This is a genomic window from Flavobacterium sp. B114r (assembly GCF_056824125.1).
In genome coordinates this window covers 548886-569567 of the sequence record NZ_CP124858.1, presented here as the reverse complement: position 1 = coordinate 569567, position 20682 = coordinate 548886, and the positions used below count along the sequence as shown (strand labels likewise).

The window sequence follows — 20682 nt, the reverse complement described above, 5'->3', positions numbered from 1 at the left end:
ATCGATGATAATTGATTATAGTTAATGAATTGATTTTTGATTTGATGATTGAAACTCTTTAAATGCATGAAAGTTAAATCTCTAAGGAACTAGAGATTTAACTTTCTATTTTATCGTGTCCTATTTTAATAGACGACTAAACTTCAATTAAGTTTCAATATCAGGCAATTTTTTTTCATTTTACTATAAAAAAGGTATTTTAGGATAAAAGCATATTCGCTATTTTTTGATAGGTCTATGCTCGTAACTCACAATTCGTTTCAATTTCCAATCATGATCTTTTCGTTCCCAGATATGAATAAATCTGCCTGTTCCTTCCGGTTTTCCGTTAATATAAAAAGTATGTTCTCCTATTTGTACAGCACCAAAATCTCCTAGTTTATCAATCGTGCAAGACGTTAATTTTCGGGTTAATTTTTCTGGTCTGTCACATTTTGCAAGAAGAGATTTTATTTCATTTGGTTTAGAAGTGCTTAATCCAGAACGGTCGTCGTAAAATTCGACATCATCGGCTATTATTTTCTTAAAGAGCGAAACATCACATTGATTAAAAGCAACATCAAAAAGTAAACTGTCCATTTTGATGATTTCAGTTTTTAAAAGATCCATTTTTAAAACTTCATTATTACTTTGTGCTGCTACCTGTCTGCTTAAAAACAGCATAAATAGAACTATTATATTGATCATGGGTGGCATAGTATTCTTGTTAGTATTCATGTCTATTTCGTTTCAATTTCAATTATTTTTTTTCCATTTTCTCCCAAATAGTGATTTACTATTTTTTCATACACTTTATAACCATCGTCAACATTGGTAAAAATAATCAGACCTTGTTTTGTTTTTGGCAGCAATAAAACGATAGTCTGAACACCTTTGTCTGCTCCGCCATGTGATAAAGCGTAATCGTTGTTTCCTAAATCATAGATCTCGAAACCCAATCCAAAATATTTATTCTTTTTGGTTTCTACCTGATGCGATGTCATATCATCAAAAACTTTCTTGCTTAATCCGTCGCTATTCATGACGCTGCATAAAAAAGTGCCATAATCTCCAATTGTAGTTAATAAATCGTCAGCAGCATTTGCTGTTTTATTCCTGGTTGGTTCGTATGCAATGCCTTTATTGTCATAATTAGTAGCATATCTTGAAACATCAGTTATGTCATTCCATATAAACTTAGTATCAGACATTTTTAAAGGATTCAAAATCAATTCATCTGCTAACTGATCTAGTTTTTTATGGAATTTTTTTTCCAGCGCTTTTCTCAAATATTCGAATCCTTCACCTGAATATTGATATTTTGTTCCCGGTTTAAATTTAAAGTCCAATTTACCCGATTCGTTCATGTAGCGCCAATTTGGGAAACCTGTTTGATGGCTTAAAATAATTCTCGTTGTTAATAGCTTTGTATTAGGATCATTTGCAATATCCGGATCTGTCCAGTATTTATAAAGTGGTTCGTCTAAATCCCACTTTCCTAAACTTGCCAGTTTCAAAGCAACCATTGCCGTTACAGGTTTTGTCAATGAAGCCACATTCCATATTGTGTTATATGGTGCTGTAAAGCCTTTTTTGAGTTCGCCAAATACTTTTATTTGCTGAAGTTTTCCATTATTGATTATACCAATTCCCAGAGTGGGAACATTATTTTGCTTTAACCATTTTTCAATTTCAGGATCATTATCAAAGATACTTGATTTAGTTCCCACAGTATTGACATCCTGGTGATCGTAACTTAAGGATCTTCTTAATTTCCAAACTCCATTTTCCAGTATCCAGAGGTGAGTGAATCTTGCGGTACTTCCAAATTTGTCTTTTTGACCAGGTGAAGGTTCAAAAAACTGATGAATTCCTATTTGCAATGCGCCATACAGAACGCCATTTTTGGCTAACGGATAAATTTCTGTACTGCCTTCAACTAAATCTCTTCTGGCTTGATACGTTTTGGTCGAACTGCATAAACCTTTTCTAATATTTTTTAGAAATAAAGCTTTGTCCTGAATGCTGTCTTTGTCATGATAGAATTCAAAATTGTTGCTAAGTAAGTTTTCGAATTGTGAGACGTCGCAAGTATTAAAGCCAACTTTAAAAAGAAGACTGTCTTTTGACATGATTGTTTTGTAAAGCTTCGAGTTTTTTTCTTCCTGAGAAAATCCAATATGGAATTGGAAGAGCAGTATTCCAACTAAAATTGTTTTTAGCTGAAAAAATGATTTGTTGATTTTCATTTTGATTGATTTGATTGATTGATGATTTTGCAATATTAATGCAATCAAATGTAATAAAATTGTACAAATGCGAAATGTTATCTTTTTTTAGAAAGAAAATAAGAATCAGAATTGAACATTTTGGGAGTTGTTTTGGTTACATCTTTGAACTTTTTGATGAAATGCGATTGATCAAAATACTTATTATAAAGTGCAACATCAGTCAGTTTTAATTTTTCTAAATCAGAATTTACCATTTGATCGACCGCCTTTCTGAATTTCAGGATTTGAATGTAATTTTTAATCGTAAGTCCGGTCGCAGTTTTGAATTTAATTTGAAGCGATCTTTGCGAAGCATTTAGATTTTTTCCTATTTCCGAAACCGTAATTTCTTCATTTTGAAATTTTATGATTTCACAGATTTTTTCAACTGCATTTTTGTTGGGATTTGCAGCACTTAATTCTTCAAAATAGGAATTAGTTGTATTTAATAATATTGAAATATCACTACTTAAACCAGTTTCGATTTTAGTTTGAAAAGGTAATTCGGCAACATCAATTTTGACAATAGCGTCTGAAAAATTATTCAAATCATATTGTGGAAACATCGAAAGTGTCCACGCGTGCAATTGTATGATTGTAACTTTAGTTTTTGGCTGAATATTGACCAAAACTTTATTGGTCATTTGCGAACAAAAGTAAAATCCTTCGTTCATTTCATATTTGCTTTTACTGGTGTGAACCTCAATAGCGTTTCCGCTTACAATCGCCAGATTAAAACAACCGTTTGGTAAAACAAGTTTATTTTCGATCAGGCTTTCGCCATTGCTGTTATCGAGACACCAAATTTTATTGACAAACCGCTCGCAATTTTTACTTACATAATGTTCTGAGTATAGGTTCATTTTGTGGTATTGTATTGGTTTGTTTTTGAAATTATGCCGTAGTGTCGCAGTATTTTGAATAATTTTGAATTCTTTCTGAAAGTCGTTTTTCTAAATATTCATTTGCACCTTTTAATGTTTCTAATATTTGTAAAGCTTCTTTTTGATACGCTTTTATTTTTTCCAAGTTCCAATGTTCAGGCGGAACCTGCAAATTAGTTATTCTATCAGCTAATTTTACAGACCAAACTTCTTTTGATAATTTTTTAATTCTGGTCAAACTATCAGCCATTCTTTCTTCCTTGGGTATTTTAGTGTTTTTTGTTAAGGCTAAAACTGCTTGAGCAATTTCTTCATCAAATTCTTCGGTGAGTTCTTCAAATGTAGTTTTTGTATCTTCAATAATATCATGAAGCAAGGCAACCTGAATTGCAAAGGCTTTGTTAAACCCCTTTGTTTCTTGCGAAGCAAATATAATTTCCATTGTTACATTACTCAAATGAACAACATATGGCAAATTAGTTCCGGGAATTACTTGATTTTGATCTGCATGTTTCTTAGCAGCAAATTTTATAGTTTTTTGGTAAATAGCTTGTAATTCCATCATTGATATAATAGTTTTTTAGAATAAGCTAAAATACCACTTTTTTCTATGAAAAAGTTTTTCTGAATTTTTAAATAAAATCAGAAAAATATTCCTCTTTAGTATTTTTCCATTCCTCTAAAATGACACTATAATAAACATCATCTTTGCTTTTTCCTGCAGCATCAACATAATTATTTCTAAAAATGCCTTCTTTTACAGCACCTAATTTTTCAATAGCTCTTTGAGATTTTTTATTCTCAAGATCAGCGCTAAATTGTATTCTTTTAAATTGAATATTTTCGAAACCAAAATTCAGTAATTCGTATTTGCAGGCTTTGTTTAAACCTGTTCCCTGAAAATCTTTTCCGTACCAGGTCCAGCCAATTTCGCATTTTTGACTTGCGTGATTCAGGTATCCGTAACGTGTACTTCCGGCAACTTTGTTTGTTGCTTTGTCTATTATTAAAAACGGATAACAGATTCCGTCTGCTTTTTGTTTCAAGGTATTTTGAATATAATTTTCGAAATCAGAATCATTTCTTACATACATTCCCATGTATTTCCAGATCTCATCATCAAAAATAATTTCTTTGAGCTCGATGTTTCTTTCATTTTCGAATGGAAGTAATAGTACTTTTTCGTTTTCTAAAATGATATCAGATTGTAATAGTTCGCTTTTCATTTTTGTTCTATGAGTTAGCCACAAAGGCGCAAAGGCGCAAAGTTTTTTACGCGGATTTTGCAGATTTTTTTTAATCTTAATGTTCTGTGGCTTTGTGTAAAACTTTGTGCTTTTGCGTCTTTGTGAGATTATTTCTTTTAGCGAAAGTAATTCATTTTGAATTTCTAATAAATCATTAAAAACTGGAATTTTGTTATGAAAAAGGTTTGCATGAGGGATAGGAACGGTATCTCCCGATTTAGAAAAACAAGGCTTTTTAGCCGTAGTTTTTGTTAATCGGGAATATAGTGGATAGCCCGACCCGCTTTTTTCGGCGGGTCATGCCCATATAAATCATAAATATTTACTTTATTTTTAAGCTCTTGTATAATTATTACTTATTTTTACGATCTTATATTTAGATTTTTCTTGATGCAAACTCCACTAAAAATTGCAATTGTCGGTTCTGGATTAGTAGGATCACTATTGGCAATTTATCTCAAAAAAGCAGGTCATGTCGTTCATGTTTATGATCGAAGCCCTGATATTCGCAAAATTAATTTTTCGGGTCGTTCTATAAATTTGGCCATGTCTAATCGAGGTTGGAAAGCTCTTGATGGCGTTGGTGTTGGCGAATCTGTTCGTGAAATCGCAATCCCAATGGACAAACGCGCCATTCATTTAGTCGATAAACTGAATTTTCAGAATTACGGACAAGAAGGCGAGTCGATTTATTCGATTTCAAGAGGAACGCTAAACCGAAAAATGATTGATCTTGCCGAACAAGCCGGAACTGAATTTTATTTCGACCAAAAGATCTGGGATGTTACACTAAGCGATGCAACTTTGCATATTGGTGAAACCGAAAGGGGAGAGTGGGAAGAGAAAAAGTATGATATGGTTTTTGGTGCCGATGGTGCTTTCTCGAGAATCAGACACAGAATGCAACGCCAGAGTATGTTTAATTATTCGCAGGAATTTTTGAATATGGGCTATAAGGAATTGAATATTCCTGCAAATACTGATGCAACTCATAAACTGGATAAAAATTCATTTCACATTTGGCCACGTGGTAAATACATGTTAATTGCATTGCCTAATTTAGATGGTAGTTTTACGTGTACTTTGTTTATGCCTTTTGAAGGAGAGAATTCGTTCGAATCATTAACAGATCGTAAAATGGTAGAAGATTTCTTTGAGAAAAATTTCCCCGATTCGATCGAAGTGATTCCAAAACTCGCAGAGGATTTCTTTAAAAATCCAACAAGTACTTTGGTTACCATGAAGTGTTTTCCGTGGACATACGAAGATAAAATCGCTTTAATTGGAGATGCCTGTCATGCTATAGTCCCGTTTTACGGACAAGGAATGAATGCCGGTTTTGAAGATATTACGGTCCTGAACGAAATGATTGAAAAATACGGAGACGACTGGAAGAAAATTTTCTCTGAATATGAAATCTCTCGTAAGCCAAATGCGGATGCTATTGCAGAACTTTCATACCGAAATTTCATGGAAATGAGTACTAAAACGGCCGACGAGAAATTCTTGCTGCAAAAGAAAATCGAAAAAGCATTCTCTGATAAACATCCTGATAAATGGATTCCGCTTTATAGTCGTGTTACTTTCAGTGATCGCCCTTATGCCGAAGCGCTGGCTATTGGTGATTTTCAAAACGGAATTATGGAAGAGGTTTTAAGAACTGATGATATTGAAAATATCTGGAACTCTCCAGAAATTGAAAATAAAATCCTGGAGTTGTTGCAAAACGTATAATATCTAAATCACATAGGTTATATAAGTTCATTTAATCAATACGCAAAGATTTTATGAACTTATATAATTTATATGGTGGAAAATTTACTTCTTAAATATTTTAGATAAAACGCCAAACACCCCTCTTATAAAAGTGGCACTTGTAACTACTTTCAAAACTGATTTTGTTACAACACTTGTCGTGCTTGGTTCAGATTTTGATGATCTCGTTGGTGCTTGTTGTTCTTTTTCTTCGCTGGCTTGCGCAGCATAAGCTATTTTTTTATTCAGGATTTCATAAGCACTCTCCCGGTCTACCTCCTCAATATATTTTTTTACGAGTTTCGATTTGCTGTTTATGGCTTCGATTTCATCAGAAGTCAAAACATCCATTCGGCTCATTGGTGCACGCATCATCGTTGCGACAAGCGGTGTAGGGATTCCCTTTTCGTTTAATGCCGTTACCAGCGCTTCGCCAATTCCTAAATTTGTCAATAATTCATCAGTTTTATAATACTGTGAAGTAGGATAATTATCAGCTGTTTTCTTAATCGCCTGACGGTCATTTGCAGTAAAAGCCCTTAAGGCGTGCTGGATTTTTAATCCCAATTGAGCCAGAACGCCGCTCGGCACATCCATAGGATTTTGAGTTACAAAATAAATACCAACGCCTTTAGAACGTATCAATTTTACAATAGTTTCAATCTGATCTAAAAGAGCTTTGCTCGCTTCGTTGAAAATTAAGTGGGCCTCATCAATAAATATAACCAATTCAGGTTGTGAAACGTCTCCTTTTTCGGGCATTTTCTGATAGATTTCAGATAATAAACTCAACATAAAAGTAGAGAATAATTTAGGCTTATCCTGAATATCCGTTAATCGAATGATATTTACATATCCTTTTCCGTTTTCATCGATTCGCATTAAATCATCAATTTCAAAAGATAATTCCCCAAAAAATATATCACCGCCCTGCTGTTCCAATTCTATTATTTTTCTCAAAATAGTACCCGTTGTCGCAGTCGAAATTTTACCATAACTGGCAGAGATTTCTTCTTTACCTTCTTCAGTAATATAATTGATAACCTTCTTAATGTCTTTTAAATCTAATAAAGGCATTTGGTTATCATCGCAATATTTAAAAATGACAGAAACAACACCGGCCTGAGTGTCGTTTAAATCTAAAATTCTGGAAAATAAAACAGGACCAAATTCAGAAACTGTCGCCCTTAATCGAACACCATTTTGTTTAGAAAGAGACATTAGTTCAACAGGAAAAGAAGCAACATTATAGGGGATATTTATTTTAGCCTGTCGCTCCGTAATAAACGCTTCCTCTTTTCCTTCTTTGGCAATTCCGCTAAAATCCCCTTTTATGTCCATCATCAAAACAGGGATTCCTGCATTCGATAGTTGTTCAGAAAAAACCTGAATCGTTTTTGTTTTTCCAGTTCCGGTTGCTCCGGCTATAAGTCCGTGCCGATTTAACGTTTTTAATGGGATTTTGACATGGACTTCTGCGATTGGTTCTCCATCAAGAATGGCTCCTCCCAGAATTATATTATCACCTTTAGATAGGTAGCCATTGTTCATATCCTGAATGAAATTATCCTTTTTATTCATGTTTTATTTGTAATTTAGATGATTATAAGAGTATTGCTTGGTTTTTTAACATTTTGAGTTCGTTATTTTTAGTAAGAAAAAGCTATTTTTCATTGAAAATTATATAAAAAATAATTTCGCAACTTTTTAAGAAGATATCAAAGGAATGTTTGAATATTTACTAAAACGTTGTAATTTTCCCATTAATCGCCCTGTTTTTTGTTTTATCTAAAAAATGATGCTAGCAATTTAATGAGATATTTTTTAAATTGACGTTAAATTTGCTTCAATTAAATTAAAAAAAGTTTTTTTATTTAAACTAAACGTATAAATTTGCTCCTCTACAAGTTAAATATAACTAAAAAATAAAAATTATTTAAAACTATTAAAATTAAAAAAAATGGCAAACGTTAAAGTTAAAAAAGAAAGCACTTCAAATGGAGGAGGAATGATTACTGGAATCATTATTGTTGCATGTATTTTAGTTGGGGTGTTTATTTGGAAAGTAATTATGGGAGATGCTTCTAACTTCGAAGGAGGTAATCCAGAAACAGGTCACCCGATCAATACATTAGGTCAAGTATATAAAGGAGGTTTTATTGTACCGGTATTATTAGGTATGTTTTTAATGGTTGTTGTTTTTTCTATTGAAAGATTTATCGTTATTGGTAAAGCTGCTGGTAAAGCTAACTTAGATGCATTTATGAAAAGTGTACAAGGAAGTATTAAAGAAGGAAACATTGAAGCTGCAATTGCTGCATGTGACAAACAACAAGGTTCAGTTGCAAATGCAATTAAATCTGCTTTGGTAAAATACCAAGATGTTAAAAAAGAAGGTTTCAACAGTGAAGAAGCTGCAGAAGTAATCCACAAAGAAATCGAAGAGGCAACTTCATTAGAAATGCCAATGTTAGAAAAAAACATGACTATTATCTCTTCTTTAGTATCATTAGGAACTTTAGGTGGATTATTAGGTACTGTATCAGGTATGATTAAAGCGTTTGGTGCATTAGCTTCTGCTGGAACTCCAGACCAGGCTGCACTTGCAACAGGTATTTCTGAAGCACTTATCAACACTGCAACAGGTATCTCTACTTCAATCTTAGCGATCGTTTCTTATAACTTCTTTACAGCTAAAATTGATGATTTAACTTACTCTATCGATGAGGCTGGTGTTACTATCGTAAACACTTACAGAAGATTCAGAGGAAGTTTGAAACAATAATTAATTTTTGATTAGTATTAATTATAATTAATTATATCAAAATAAAATAAAAGATAATGGCTAAAATAAAAATGAAAAAAAAGTCAACATCGACAGATATGACTGCCATGTGCGATGTTGCGTTCCTTTTGCTTACGTTCTTTATTTTGACCGCTACTGCTAAAGTGCCAGAAGCACTTCCTGTAGATATGCCTTCTTCTGTTGCTCAGACTAAATTACCTGATACGGATTTAGCAATCATTACAATAGGAAAAGGTGCAGATGGGAAAAGCAAAGTGTTTTTTGACATTAAAGGAAGAGAGATTCGTAAAAGAACTCTTGAAGGAATGGGAGCAAAATACGGTGTTACTTTTTCAGAAGATGATAAAACTAAATTTGCATTAATGGATGACTTTGGTGTTCCATTGGCAAATTTGAAACAAATCATCGACATGAAAGCGGCTGATAGAACAAAAGCAAACCAACCTGGAGTGCCAATAGATTCATTAGACAATCAATTAAAAGACTGGCTTTTGATCTCAAGAAGAGCTGCGATTGATATTGATGATAAAGAATTGAAAATTGCAATAAAAGGTGATGCTAAAGAAGAGTATCCACAAATCAAAAAGATCATGGATATTTTGCAAGATCAAAAAATCAATTCCTTTAACTTAGTTACAGGTATGAGAGGAAAAGACTTTTAATTTAAAAAATATACACTAAAATGGCTGAATTAAATACCGGCGACGGTGGAGGCGGAAAAGGTGGTAAAGTAAGAAGTAAAAAGCAGAATTCTAAAGTCGATTTGACGGCAATGGTGGATTTAGCATTCTTATTGATCACATTCTTTATGTTAACCACATCGTTGTCAAAACCTCAATCGATGGATTTGTCTCTGCCTGATAAAGATCCTAATGAGAAAGATAATAAGGATACAAAAGTAGATGAGAATCGTACAATGACAGTAATGCTTGGCGAGGACAATAAAATGGTTTATTATATGGGATTGCTTGCAACTCCAAAAGTTGGACCAAAAGAGATCGCCTATGGTAAAGACGGAATTCGTAGAGAATTATTAACTCAGAAAAAAGCAGTTTTAGCTTATTCTGCATCTTTAGGGAAACCTAAAAATGGGATTATAGTTATTATCAAGCCAACTAAAAAATCAAATTACCGTAATTTGGTTGATATTTTGGATGAGATGGCGATTTCAGGAGTAGAGACTTATGCTATTGTTCCTGAGTTTACTCCGGAAGAGACGAAATTGATAGATAAAAAATAAGAGCAATCTTGTTTTAATCCTTAATAATCAAGAAAAATGAAATTAGATATAATTAAAAATCAATGGCTTGATATCGTATTCGAAGGGCGTAATAAGATATATGGTGCATATGAGTTAAGAAAAGCGAACCGTAGTACGACCGTAAAGGCACTTATCATTGGTTCAGTTATTTTTAGTCTTGCTGTTGCTGCCCCTCTTATTGCAAGCTTGTTACCGGATTCTGAAGAAGAGGTAGTGAATAATGATATTAAAATTGCGACAGTAAAAATTGCTCCTAAAAAGGAGGAAATTAAGCCAAATCAACCACCACCACCACCACCACCACCAAAAGTGGATCAGGTGAAGTTTGTGAAGCCAGTGGTTGCTAAAGCAAATGAAATTACTGAAGACCCACCAAAAATTGTGGATCTTAAAGATAAAAAAGTAGGTAACGAAACTATCAAAGGAGATCCGGATGCAGTTTTAACTGTAGATGAGCCAGTTGGTAAAGGACCAGTTACTGAAATTATTCAGGAAGATAATAATGTTTATAATACTGCTGGTATCGAGGTAAAACCAGATTTCCCGGGTGGTATTGAAAAATTCTACAAATTCGTAGGAAACAATTATAAGACTCCTGAAGAGGAAGGTTTAAAAGGTAAAGTTTACGTTACTTTTGTAGTTGAAAAAGACGGTTCATTGACCGACATTAAAGTTTTAAGGGATATCGGTTACGGTACAGGGGCAGAAGCAATTCGTGTTCTTAAAAAATGTCCAAAATGGACTCCCGGCGAGCAAAATGGTAAAAAAGTTAGGGTACTTTATTCTCTTCCTATTACTATTCAATCTGCAGAATAATGTTAAAAGATATGCTTAATAATATTCAGAAGAAATCGCTCAAAGAGCGATTTCTTCTTGTTTTAGGAATACTGTTTTTTTTAATATATCTTGTACTCGGTTTAATGATTATGTTTTGGAAGAAGCTTCCTTTAGATATGGAACCGAAATACAGGTATGCTTTTGGTGGATTATTGATAGTGTATTCGGCAATTCGCTTTTTGAGATTAATTAATTCAAACGCAGAATAATGATGTTAAAATATAGTAAGGTTGTTGGTTTGGTTGTTTTTGTTTTTTTGTTTGCCATGTGCAACCAAAAAAGCAAAAATGAATCTGATAAAGAAACAATTTTAAAAGGATCAATGGATATTACTGTCGATGAAACAATTAAACCTATCGTTGATGATCAGGTCGCTGTTTTTGAAGGAACATATTATGGTTCAAAAATTACTGTTACACCCAAATCGGAATCTGAATTAATAAATGATTTATTAAATCAGAGAGCAAAAGTGGCTGTTACTGCCCGAAATCTTACAGAAGAGGAATTGGCAAGGTTCAAAAAAAGTAAAATTAATCCAAGAGTTACGCCCTTTGCAACAGATGCGATTGCTTTTATTTCGAACAAAGGCAATAATGATACATTAATTGCGTTGAAAACGGTAATTGATTTTATGCAGGGGAAAACGAATTCTCGATTTCAAGGACTTGTATTTGATAATCCAAATTCAAGTACGGTTCGTTATATGAAGGAATTGGCAAAAGTAAAAGATATTCCTGCCAAGGGTGTTTTTTCTTTTAAAACTAACGATGAAGTTATTAAATTCGTATCTGAAAATGATGGGATGATCGGAGTAGTTGGGGTTAATTGGCTTTCGCAGCCTTCGCCAAAGATGGCTGATGTTATTAAAAAAATCAATGTTTTGTCTGTAAAAGGCCTTAATGATGATAAATATTACAGCCCGACCCAAAATGATCTGGCTGAGATGAAATATCCTTTGGCACGTGATTTGTTTATTATAAATTGTCAGGGTTATACTGGTTTAGGAATGGGGTTCGCGTCATTTATATCTGGGGATATTGGACAGCGTATAATTTTGAAATCAGGATTATTGCCAATAAGGACTCCGGGAAGGAATCTTAAAATTAGAAATCAAATTATTAACGATAAAGAATAAATTAATTACAATTAAAGATGAATAAATTTAAAATTTTTAGTCTTGCCTTAGTTGCTTCAGTTTCTGTAGTAAAAGCGCAAGATATCAAAGAAGCTAAAAAAGCTATCGATGCTGAACAATTTCAAAAAGCAAAGTCTTTGCTTAAATCAATCATCAAAGCAAAACCTTCAGATGGAGAAGCTAATTTTGTTTTAGGTAATGTATATTTAAATCAATCTATTGTTGATTCTGCTAAAATTTATTACGCAAATGGATTGCAGGCGTCTGATAAGAAAAATCTAAATTATATTGGGTTAGGTCAGATAGATCTTGACAATAAAAATGCTGCTGCGGCTCAGGCCAATTTTGGTTTGGCTACAAAAGATATGAAGCGTAAAGATGTAGATGAGTTTATTTACATTGGTAGAGCTTATATCAACTCAACTAATCCTGATTATCCTGCTGCAATTGCTGTTTTAAAACGTGCTTTGGCATTAGATCCTCAAAATGCAACTGCTCTTTTAACAATTGGTGATGCTTATTATGGTTCAAATAATCAAAATGATGCCTATAAAGCATACCGTGATGCATTTACTGCTGATCCAACACTTTTGAGAGCAAAAATGCAATTAGGTGTTTTGTTAAAAGGAGCTAAGTCTTACGAAGAAGCAATTAAAGCTTTTAATGAAGTTATTGCAATAAATCCTAATTATGGCCCGGTTTACAGAGAATTGGCTGAAACATATTACAAATGGGGAAGAAATAAGTCGTCTACTGCTAAAGTTAATTTGCAAAACGCAATTACTAACTATGAGAAGTATTTAAGTCTTACAGATTACTCATTAGATTCTAAAATGCGTCACGCAGATTTCTTAATCCTGGTGAAAGATTATAAGACTCTAGAGACTGTAGCAAATAAAATGATTGCTGAAGATAAAGTTAACCCTAGAATTTACAGATATTTAGGATACGCTGCTTATGAAAATGGAAATGTTGATGTAGCGATTAAATCTATTGAGGATTTTATGAAAGTACCTTCAAATAAAGTAATTGGTAGAGATTATTTATATTTAGGTTTATCAAAAATAAAAAAAGGAACTAATGCAGAAGGTGTAGTAGATCAGGCTGCTTTTGATAGTGGTATTGCTGATGTTAGAAAAGCAATTGAGTTAGAGCCTTTAGTTGTTGAAGAACTTGCTGATTTAGGAAAAGCTTTGTTTGGTAAAAAACAATATGCAAACGCGGCTACTGTTTTTGAACTTGGGGCTAATAATAAAGAATCTAAAAATTATTTAGATGATAATGTTTATTATGGTATTTCACTTTATTATGCGAATGTAAATAAAACCAATGGAGCTGCTGATGCTGCTGCTTTAGCTAAAGCTGAAACTGCTTTTGACAGAGTTTTAGAAGCTTCTCCAACTTATGATGAGGCTTACTTATACAAAGGTAGAATCAACAATTTGTTAGAGAAAGATGATTTGATTATCAAAAACTACGAAGAGTACGTAACAAGAACTAGTGCTAAGGGAGCTGAAGAATTGGCAAAACCTGCTACAGTTAAGAAATTAGTTGAGGCTTACAATAGTATTGGTGCTAGTTATGCTAATACAGATAAAGCTAAAGCCGTTGAGTATTTCAACAAAACTTTAGTTTTAGATCCTGCAAATGCTTATGCTGCACAATCTGTGAAAGCTTTAAAATAATATAAGATCTCTTATTAAATAGAAAACCGATAGTTCTTTTAGGGCTATCGGTTTTTTTTGTTCCGTATTTAATTGACTATCTTTGCACTTTAAAATATAATAATGTTATCAAAAGAAATACAATTAGAAGTAAATAAAGGAGCGATGTTGCCTTTGATGGAAGAATTTTACACTATTCAGGGAGAAGGATTTCATACAGGAACTGCTGCTTACTTTATCCGAATTGGTGGTTGCGATGTAGGGTGTCACTGGTGTGATGTGAAGGAAAGTTGGAATGCAGAATTACATCCGCCAACAAGTGTAGATTTAATTGTGAATAATGCCGCAAGTTCAGCAGATACTGTCGTGATAACAGGAGGTGAGCCTTTGACATGGGATATGAGCTTGTTGACTCAGGAATTAAAAAACAGAAATTTAAAAGTTCATATAGAAACTTCCGGAGCATATCCATTAACAGGTACGTGGGACTGGATTTGTCTTTCTCCGAAAAAGAATAAATTACCAACACAAACGGTGTATGATAATGCGCATGAGTTAAAAGTGATTATTTATAATAAGCATGATTTTATTTTTGCAGAAGAGCAGGCAGAGTTGGTAAATGGCAATGCGATTTTGTTTCTTCAGCCAGAATGGAGCAAAAAAGAGGAGATGACGCCCCTGATTGTAGATTATGTAATGAGTAATCCAAAGTGGAGAGTTTCGCTTCAGACTCATAAATATTTAAATATTCCTTAAGGATATAAAAAAAATATCTTCTATTGAAGAGATTTTTTGTTTCTGGTAAATAATACACACTGTATAAAAAAGAAACAGAATTCTAATTCCAATTTTTATATTTTTTTAAAGTTGTGATATGGGCAAGATGATGATTTCCATGCCACGCATAAGTTCCTATTAATTGTTTTATTTTATATTCAGAATTATTTTCAGGATGTATAAAAGATTTTTCAAGATCTGCAAGAGATAAATTCTTCATGATAAAAGCCAGGCGATAATGTAATCCTTCCAATAAAGTTAATGTAGGCTGAATAGGCATATTTAAATTGTCCGGCAATTCAGACCATAAAGTTTCGTCGTATGCTTTTATGACTGGATTGTTTTCAGTAAGAGCCCATTTTATTCTTATGTAACAATTCATATGGCTTTCGGCGCAATGATGAATTACTTGTCGAACCGTCCATCCGTCTGGTCGATAAGGAGTGTTTAATTGTTTACTTGTCAAATGAAGTGTTTCTTTTTTTAACCTTTCAGGAAAAGATTCAATCTCATTAATTTTTGCTGAAAGATATTCCGGTGTAAATTCAATAGGAAATTCAAATTTTCCTATTGGATATTTTAATTTTTCTAAATCTAGCGCTGTCATAATAAGTAGATTTTATTTTAAATCGATAGTCTGGCAAGATAATCATAATGTTCTCCTTCTAGAATAAGCTCACATTTTAGTCCATTTGCAATAGCTCCATTCTGAAGTGTGTTGTAGTCTAAGTACAACCAGTCAAAAGGTTCTTCTTTTTCTCCTTTGTAAGAGATATTAAAAACAAGTTCTCCGTAATAATCGTTATTAGATGGTATCCATTTTCCGCCATCTTCATCTTCGTCAAACATATAAATGATGTCAGAACTGTCCAGTAGAATTTGTCCGCCTGGATTTAAAAGAGATTTTAGCTTCGATAGAAATTTATTGCAGTTTTCTAATTTGCCAAAAATACCAACGCCATTCATTAATAAGATGATTGTGTCAAATTTTTCACCATCAAAATCTAGTATATTTTGAACTTTTGCATTTTTGACACCGCGCAACTTACAGGTTTCAATTGCTTTTTCAGAAATATCTATTGAAGTAACTTCTAAGTTACGATCGTTTTGTAATGATAAGCTATGACTGCCGGCTCCACAACCAACATCAAGTGTTTTTCCCGAGGCTAACTGAAGTGCTTTTTGCTCAAGTTTTGGCATTTCATTATAAGAACGGAATAAATAATCAACACTCATTTCATCTTCTTCAGAAATTGTAGTTTCGGTAATGATATCTTCCGGCGAATTATTGGTTTGAAAGTCGAACATCGCTTTTCCAAATAGATCTTTCATCGTATTTTATTTCAAAGTTTAAGGTTTCAAGTTTAAAGTTGTTTAATTTTGCAGATCAACTTTAAAAAGTAAACTTGAAACAAATTTTAAATAACTTAAATAAGTTAGCCAAAGATAAGCATATCGAAAACAAAAAGTATTTTGATAAGCTGAAAAAGAAACAACCTAAAAATTTAGATTATGTAATGCAGGATTTGCATGATGCCGAATTTAAAAAGACAGATTGCTTGAAGTGTGCTAATTGTTGTAAAACAACAGGCCCGTTATTTACTTTGGCGGATATTGAAAGAGTCTCAAAATCTTTGAGGCAAAAGCCTCAACAGTTCATAGAGCAATACCTCCGAATCGACGAAGATAAAGATTATGTTTTGCAAAGTGTTCCGTGTACTTTTTTAGATAGCGAGAATTATTGCATGATTTACGATGTTCGTCCAAAAGCCTGTAGAGAGTTTCCGCATACAGATCGTAAAAAGTTCAATCAGATTACGGATATCACTTTAAAAAATGTTGCCATTTGTCCTGCCGCATATAATATAGTAGAGGAAATGAAAAAGAAACTTCCTTTGTAGGATTTGCAAAAAAGTAAATGTTTCTGGAAGTAATTTGTTTTTGCTTTTTTAAATGTATTTTTGATTTGGATGAGGGAATTCATTATAATAATAAATAGACAACAAAAATTTGAATTTAGAATATTTCATAGCCAGAAGACTTATCACTGCCAAAGATTATAAAAGCAGTATATCAGCGCCAATTATAAAAATTGCTATTTCGGCAATTGCTATTGGTATTATCATGATGATGGTTTCGGTTGCAACCGGGATGGGTTTACAGCAAAAGATACGCGATAAAGTTTCAGCTTTCAATGGCCAGATAATTATATCTAATTACGATAATAATAATTCTGAAGTAACTCTGATTCCTATTTCAAAAAAACAGGATTTTTATCCAGACTTCAAGTCGGTACCTCAAGTGAGTCATATTCAGGCAATCGCTAGTAAGGCAGGAATTATAAGAACCGAAAATGCATTTGAAGGAATTGTTTTCAAAGGTGTAGGAGCAGATTATGATTGGAACAATATAAAAGAATATGTCGTAGAGGGTAAAGTTCCAGATTTTACTAAAGCTTTAAATGAAGAGGTTTTGATTTCGAGATTTCTTGCGGATCGGCTTAATCTAAAAGTGGGGGATAATTTTAACACCTTTTTTATTAAGGAAGAACAAGGTAAAATGCCAAATAGTCGCCGATTCAAAATTGCGGGTATTTTTAATTCGGGATTTCAGCAATTCGATGCTACATATATAATAGGAGACATTCGTCATATTCAACGAATAAATAAATGGACTCCGGATCAAGTTGGAGCATTTGAAGTTTTTATTAAAGACTTTGATCAGATTAAAACGACCGGCAATCAAATTTACGAGCAAACATCATCGAGTTTAGATACTAAAACGATAATTGAGAAATACAGTTACATTTTTGATTGGCTACAACTCTTTGATTTTAATATAGTCATTATTTTAGGGATTATGATTTTAGTGGCTACAATAAATATGGTTGTTGCACTATTGGTCCTTATATTAGAGCGTACACAAATGATAGGTATTTTAAAAGCTATGGGGGCGAACAATTGGACAGTTCGTAAAATATTTTTGTATAACGCATTCTATCTTATTATAAGAGGATTGTTTTGGGGGAACTTAATTGGTATTGCGATATTGCTAATCCAACAGCAATTTGGGATTGTTCAGTTAAATCCTGAAAATTATTACGTCAATCAGGCGCCAGTCTATTTAAATTGGGGATATATCGCTTTGTTGAATTTGCTTACCATTACAGTTTGTTTTGTAGTGCTGTTAATTCCTTCTTATATCATAACAAAAATTTCACCAGTCAAAGCGATTCGTTTCGAGTAGTTTCAAAAAATCATATATTATAGATATAAGTAATCCGTCAGTTTTTTTGGCGGGTTGTTTTTTTTATGGATAATAGGGTTTGTTTAATTTAGTCAAATTAAAGCTTTAATCGGGATTTTCTATTGAAATTTGAATTAGGAGCTCAATCCCGCTATGCATTTCAATCTTTTACTTTTTAAAGAAAAAAGCAAAAGGATTTCCATTTCTATCGGGGCTAGGGCAGTTGTTCTTAATTAGAAATATAGTGTATATAGGTATGGGAGCAAAACTTAGCGTCTTATTCAAAGGTAAAGCAAAAGAATCTTTGAGTCTTCGTGGCATAATGAGGGGTATCTGTTAAAAGGAGCTGAAATGAATGGTAGGTAGCTATTATAAAGTAATAGAAAAACCTCGATAAGTCTGTAAAGTTCATAAAAATGGCCGTTCTTCAAGTGTTGTTATTGTGAAAAGCACAATGTGCTTACGAAAATTCCGATAAAGTCAAAAAAAGGACAATGGTTAAGGTTGGTGTTATCAGGGTGTTAAGAAAAAGTTTGTAAAAACATTGAAATTATAGAACAAAAAGGCTTGTAAATGTAAATAAAGGACCTACTTTTGCACCCGCAACAACGACAGACGTTCACTGAAATACTGACAAGCATTACTAATCAAAACGAAAATTTATTTTCTAAAAAAGATTTCGAAAAGCTTGTGAGATTTGAAAACAGATGTTACATTTGCACCCCGCAAAACAACGGAAGTTCATTGATAGATTGGTTAGGAAATGAGAAGAAAAGGAAATAAAAATTTCCAAAAAAAAACTTCAAAATTTACTTGCCAGTTGAAAATAAATTTCTACTTTTGCACCCGCTTTGAGAAACAAGCGAAACAAAAAAGAAGACACGTTCGTAGACATATTGAATTGACAGCCGTTTTAACAGAGATGTTAAAACAAAAGAATAAAGAGTAAGATAATCGAGAGATTGAAAAAGAACCGATAGAGACTGATTCGAATAACAATACGATCTAAGTGATTAGATCAACAATATACGATGAAGAGTTTGATCCTGGCTCAGGATGAACGCTAGCGGCAGGCTTAACACATGCAAGTCGAGGGGTATAGTTCTTCGGAACTAGAGACCGGCGCACGGGTGCGTAACGCGTATGCAATCTACCTTTTACAGAGGGATAGCCCAGAGAAATTTGGATTAATACCTCATAGTATTATGAAATGGCATCATTTTATAATTAAAGTCACAACGGTAAAAGATGAGCATGCGTCCCATTAGCTAGTTGGTAAGGTAACGGCTTACCAAGGCTACGATGGGTAGGGGTCCTGAGAGGGAGATCCCCCACACTGGTACTGAGACACGGACCAGACTCCTACGGGAGGCAGCAGTGAGGAATATTGGACAATGGGCGCAAGCCTGATCCAGCCATGCCGCGTGCAGGATGACGGTCCTATGGATTGTAAACTGCTTTTATACGAGAAGAAACACTACTTCGTGAAGTAGCTTGACGGTATCGTAAGAATAAGGATCGGCTAACTCCGTGCCAGCAGCCGCGGTAATACGGAGGATCCAAGCGTTATCCGGAATCATTGGGTTTAAAGGGTCCGTAGGCGGTTTAATAAGTCAGTGGTGAAAGCCCATCGCTCAACGGTGGAACGGCCATTGATACTGTTAGACTTGAATTATTAGGAAGTAACTAGAATATGTAGTGTAGCGGTGAAATGCTTAGAGATTACATGGAATACCAATTGCGAAGGCAGGTTACTACTAGTATATTGACGCTGATGGACGAAAGCGTGGGTAGCGAACAGGATTAGATACCCTGGTAGTCCACGCCGTAAACGATGGATACTAGCTGTTGGGAGCAATCTCAGTGGCTAAGCGAAAGTGATAAGTATCCCACCTGGGGAGTACGTTCGCAAGAATGAAACTCAAAGGAATTGACGGGGGCCCGCACAAGCGGTGGAGCATGTGGTTTAATTCGATGATACGCGAGGAACCTTACCAAGGCTTAAATGTAGATTGACCGGTTTGGAAACAGATCTTTCGCAAGACAATTTACAAGGTGCTGCATGGTTGTCGTCAGCTCGTGCCGTGAGGTGTCAGGTTAAGTCCTATAACGAGCGCAACCCCTGTTGTTAGTTGCCAGCGAGTCATGTCGGGAACTCTAACAAGACTGCCAGTGCAAACTGTGAGGAAGGTGGGGATGACGTCAAATCATCACGGCCCTTACGCCTTGGGCTACACACGTGCTACAATGGCCGGTACAGAGAGCAGCCACTGGGCGACCAGGAGCGAATCTATAAAACCGGTCACAGTTCGGATCGGAGTCTGCAACTCGACTCCGTGAAGCTGGAATCGCTAGTAATCGGATATCAGCCATGATCCGGTGAATACGTTCCCGGGCCTTGTACACACCGCCCGTCAAGCCATGGAAGCTGGGGGTGCCTGAAGTCGGTGACCGCAAGGAGCTGCCTAGGGTAAAACTGGTAACTAGGGCTAAGTCGTAACAAGGTAGCCGTACCGGAAGGTGCGGCTGGAACACCTCCTTTCTAGAGCCTCAAGTGTTAGTTGATTTATCAACACGCTGAGGAAAAAAGAAGAAGCTTTATAGGTTTTGATTTTAAGACTATTTTACTCTTGCTGTTAGTTCAAATAATAAATTTTAAGAATAAGAGTGTCTCGTAGCTCAGCTGGTTAGAGTACTACACTGATAATGTAGGGGTCGACAGTTCGAGTCTGTCCGAGACAACTATTTTACTCTTAAAAAGAAGGAAATTTTAGAAGTTGAAAGATTAAGGATCACATAGTTCATAATTTTTAATTCACGA

Annotated in this window: 19 protein-coding genes, 1 tRNA gene and 1 rRNA gene; 13 read left to right on the top strand and 8 right to left on the bottom strand. The window is 34.2% G+C overall.

Annotated elements, in window-relative coordinates:
• Positions 1-219 precede the first annotated feature (219 nt).
• From QLQ94_RS02685 to QLQ94_RS02665, 5 genes are all read right to left on the bottom strand, one after another.
• Positions 220-717: a nuclear transport factor 2 family protein gene (locus tag QLQ94_RS02685; protein WP_271338261.1), complete on the bottom strand. Its 498-nt coding sequence runs from the start codon at positions 715-717 to the stop codon at positions 220-222.
• Positions 718-719: 2 nt separating this feature from the next.
• Complete coding sequence (locus tag QLQ94_RS02680) at positions 720-2228, bottom strand: serine hydrolase domain-containing protein (RefSeq protein ID WP_482499137.1); 1509 nt, start codon at positions 2226-2228, stop codon at positions 720-722.
• A gap of 77 nt (positions 2229-2305) precedes the next feature.
• Positions 2306-3112: a helix-turn-helix domain-containing protein gene (locus QLQ94_RS02675; RefSeq protein WP_482499136.1), complete on the bottom strand. Its 807-nt coding sequence runs from the start codon at positions 3110-3112 to the stop codon at positions 2306-2308.
• Positions 3113-3143: 31 nt separating this feature from the next.
• Positions 3144-3698 carry an HD domain-containing protein gene (locus QLQ94_RS02670; RefSeq protein ID WP_482499134.1) on the bottom strand — a complete coding sequence of 185 codons (555 nt, stop codon included), beginning with the start codon at positions 3696-3698 and terminating at the stop codon, positions 3144-3146.
• A gap of 67 nt (positions 3699-3765) precedes the next feature.
• On the bottom strand, positions 3766-4359 hold the full coding sequence (locus QLQ94_RS02665) for a GNAT family N-acetyltransferase (protein ID WP_482499132.1): 594 nt from the start codon (positions 4357-4359) through the stop codon (positions 3766-3768).
• Between the two features lie 411 nt (positions 4360-4770).
• On the opposite strand from QLQ94_RS02665, the gene QLQ94_RS02660 reads away from it, so the two are divergent.
• Positions 4771-6114, top strand: coding sequence for an FAD-dependent oxidoreductase (locus tag QLQ94_RS02660; protein WP_271338256.1), 1344 nt, complete (start codon positions 4771-4773; stop codon positions 6112-6114).
• Positions 6115-6198: 84 nt separating this feature from the next.
• Here the strand turns inward: QLQ94_RS02660 and QLQ94_RS02655 are convergent, their stop codons facing one another.
• Positions 6199-7716 (bottom strand): helicase HerA-like domain-containing protein, encoded by a 1518-nt coding sequence (locus tag QLQ94_RS02655; RefSeq protein WP_482499131.1) that lies wholly within the window; start codon positions 7714-7716, stop codon positions 6199-6201.
• Positions 7717-8095: 379 nt separating this feature from the next.
• Here QLQ94_RS02655 and QLQ94_RS02650 point away from each other — a divergent pair, with 379 nt between their 5' ends.
• The 8 genes from QLQ94_RS02650 (at position 8096) to QLQ94_RS02615 (ending at position 14594) form a co-directional block, all read left to right on the top strand.
• Complete coding sequence (locus QLQ94_RS02650) at positions 8096-8920, top strand: MotA/TolQ/ExbB proton channel family protein (protein ID WP_072964391.1); 825 nt, start codon at positions 8096-8098, stop codon at positions 8918-8920.
• A gap of 56 nt (positions 8921-8976) precedes the next feature.
• Positions 8977-9603, top strand: a complete 627-nt coding sequence (locus tag QLQ94_RS02645; protein WP_271338254.1) for an ExbD/TolR family protein — start codon at positions 8977-8979, stop codon at positions 9601-9603.
• A gap of 20 nt (positions 9604-9623) precedes the next feature.
• On the top strand, positions 9624-10181 hold the full coding sequence (locus tag QLQ94_RS02640) for an ExbD/TolR family protein (protein ID WP_271338253.1): 558 nt from the start codon (positions 9624-9626) through the stop codon (positions 10179-10181).
• A 36-nt stretch (positions 10182-10217) separates the two neighbouring features.
• Positions 10218-11018 (top strand): energy transducer TonB, encoded by an 801-nt coding sequence (locus QLQ94_RS02635; RefSeq protein WP_271338252.1) that lies wholly within the window; start codon positions 10218-10220, stop codon positions 11016-11018.
• A complete protein-coding gene (locus QLQ94_RS02630; protein WP_026983456.1) occupies positions 11018-11248 on the top strand; it encodes a hypothetical protein in 231 nt (76 codons plus the stop codon). Before QLQ94_RS02635 ends, QLQ94_RS02630 begins: the two co-directional genes overlap by 1 nt.
• A gap of 2 nt (positions 11249-11250) precedes the next feature.
• The gene (locus QLQ94_RS02625; RefSeq protein WP_271338269.1) at positions 11251-12174 is read left to right on the top strand and encodes a PstS family phosphate ABC transporter substrate-binding protein; all 924 of its coding nucleotides are present in this window, start codon (positions 11251-11253) and stop codon (positions 12172-12174) included.
• 17 nt (positions 12175-12191) lie between these two features.
• Entirely contained in the window at positions 12192-13859 is a 1668-nt protein-coding gene (locus QLQ94_RS02620) for a tetratricopeptide repeat protein (protein WP_271338251.1), read from the top strand.
• A 102-nt stretch (positions 13860-13961) separates the two neighbouring features.
• On the top strand, positions 13962-14594 hold the full coding sequence (locus QLQ94_RS02615) for a 7-carboxy-7-deazaguanine synthase QueE (protein WP_271338250.1): 633 nt from the start codon (positions 13962-13964) through the stop codon (positions 14592-14594).
• 82 nt (positions 14595-14676) lie between these two features.
• Here the strand turns inward: QLQ94_RS02615 and QLQ94_RS02610 are convergent, their stop codons facing one another.
• Both QLQ94_RS02610 and QLQ94_RS02605 read right to left on the bottom strand, forming a co-directional pair.
• The gene (locus QLQ94_RS02610) at positions 14677-15222 is read right to left on the bottom strand and encodes a YfiT family bacillithiol transferase (RefSeq protein ID WP_482499128.1); all 546 of its coding nucleotides are present in this window, start codon (positions 15220-15222) and stop codon (positions 14677-14679) included.
• A 17-nt stretch (positions 15223-15239) separates the two neighbouring features.
• A complete protein-coding gene (locus QLQ94_RS02605) occupies positions 15240-15947 on the bottom strand; it encodes a class I SAM-dependent methyltransferase (RefSeq protein ID WP_271338248.1) in 708 nt (235 codons plus the stop codon).
• A 74-nt stretch (positions 15948-16021) separates the two neighbouring features.
• Between QLQ94_RS02605 and QLQ94_RS02600 the strand changes: the two genes are divergently transcribed.
• From QLQ94_RS02600 to QLQ94_RS02585, 4 genes are all read left to right on the top strand, one after another.
• Complete coding sequence (locus QLQ94_RS02600) at positions 16022-16516, top strand: YkgJ family cysteine cluster protein (RefSeq protein WP_271338247.1); 495 nt, start codon at positions 16022-16024, stop codon at positions 16514-16516.
• 109 nt (positions 16517-16625) lie between these two features.
• Positions 16626-17861, top strand: a complete 1236-nt coding sequence (locus tag QLQ94_RS02595; RefSeq protein ID WP_482499125.1) for an ABC transporter permease — start codon at positions 16626-16628, stop codon at positions 17859-17861.
• Between the two features lie 1028 nt (positions 17862-18889).
• Positions 18890-20403: ribosomal RNA gene (locus tag QLQ94_RS02590) — 16S ribosomal RNA — on the top strand.
• 126 nt (positions 20404-20529) lie between these two features.
• Positions 20530-20603: transfer RNA gene (locus QLQ94_RS02585), tRNA-Ile, on the top strand.
• The last annotated feature ends 79 nt before the right edge of the window (positions 20604-20682 follow it).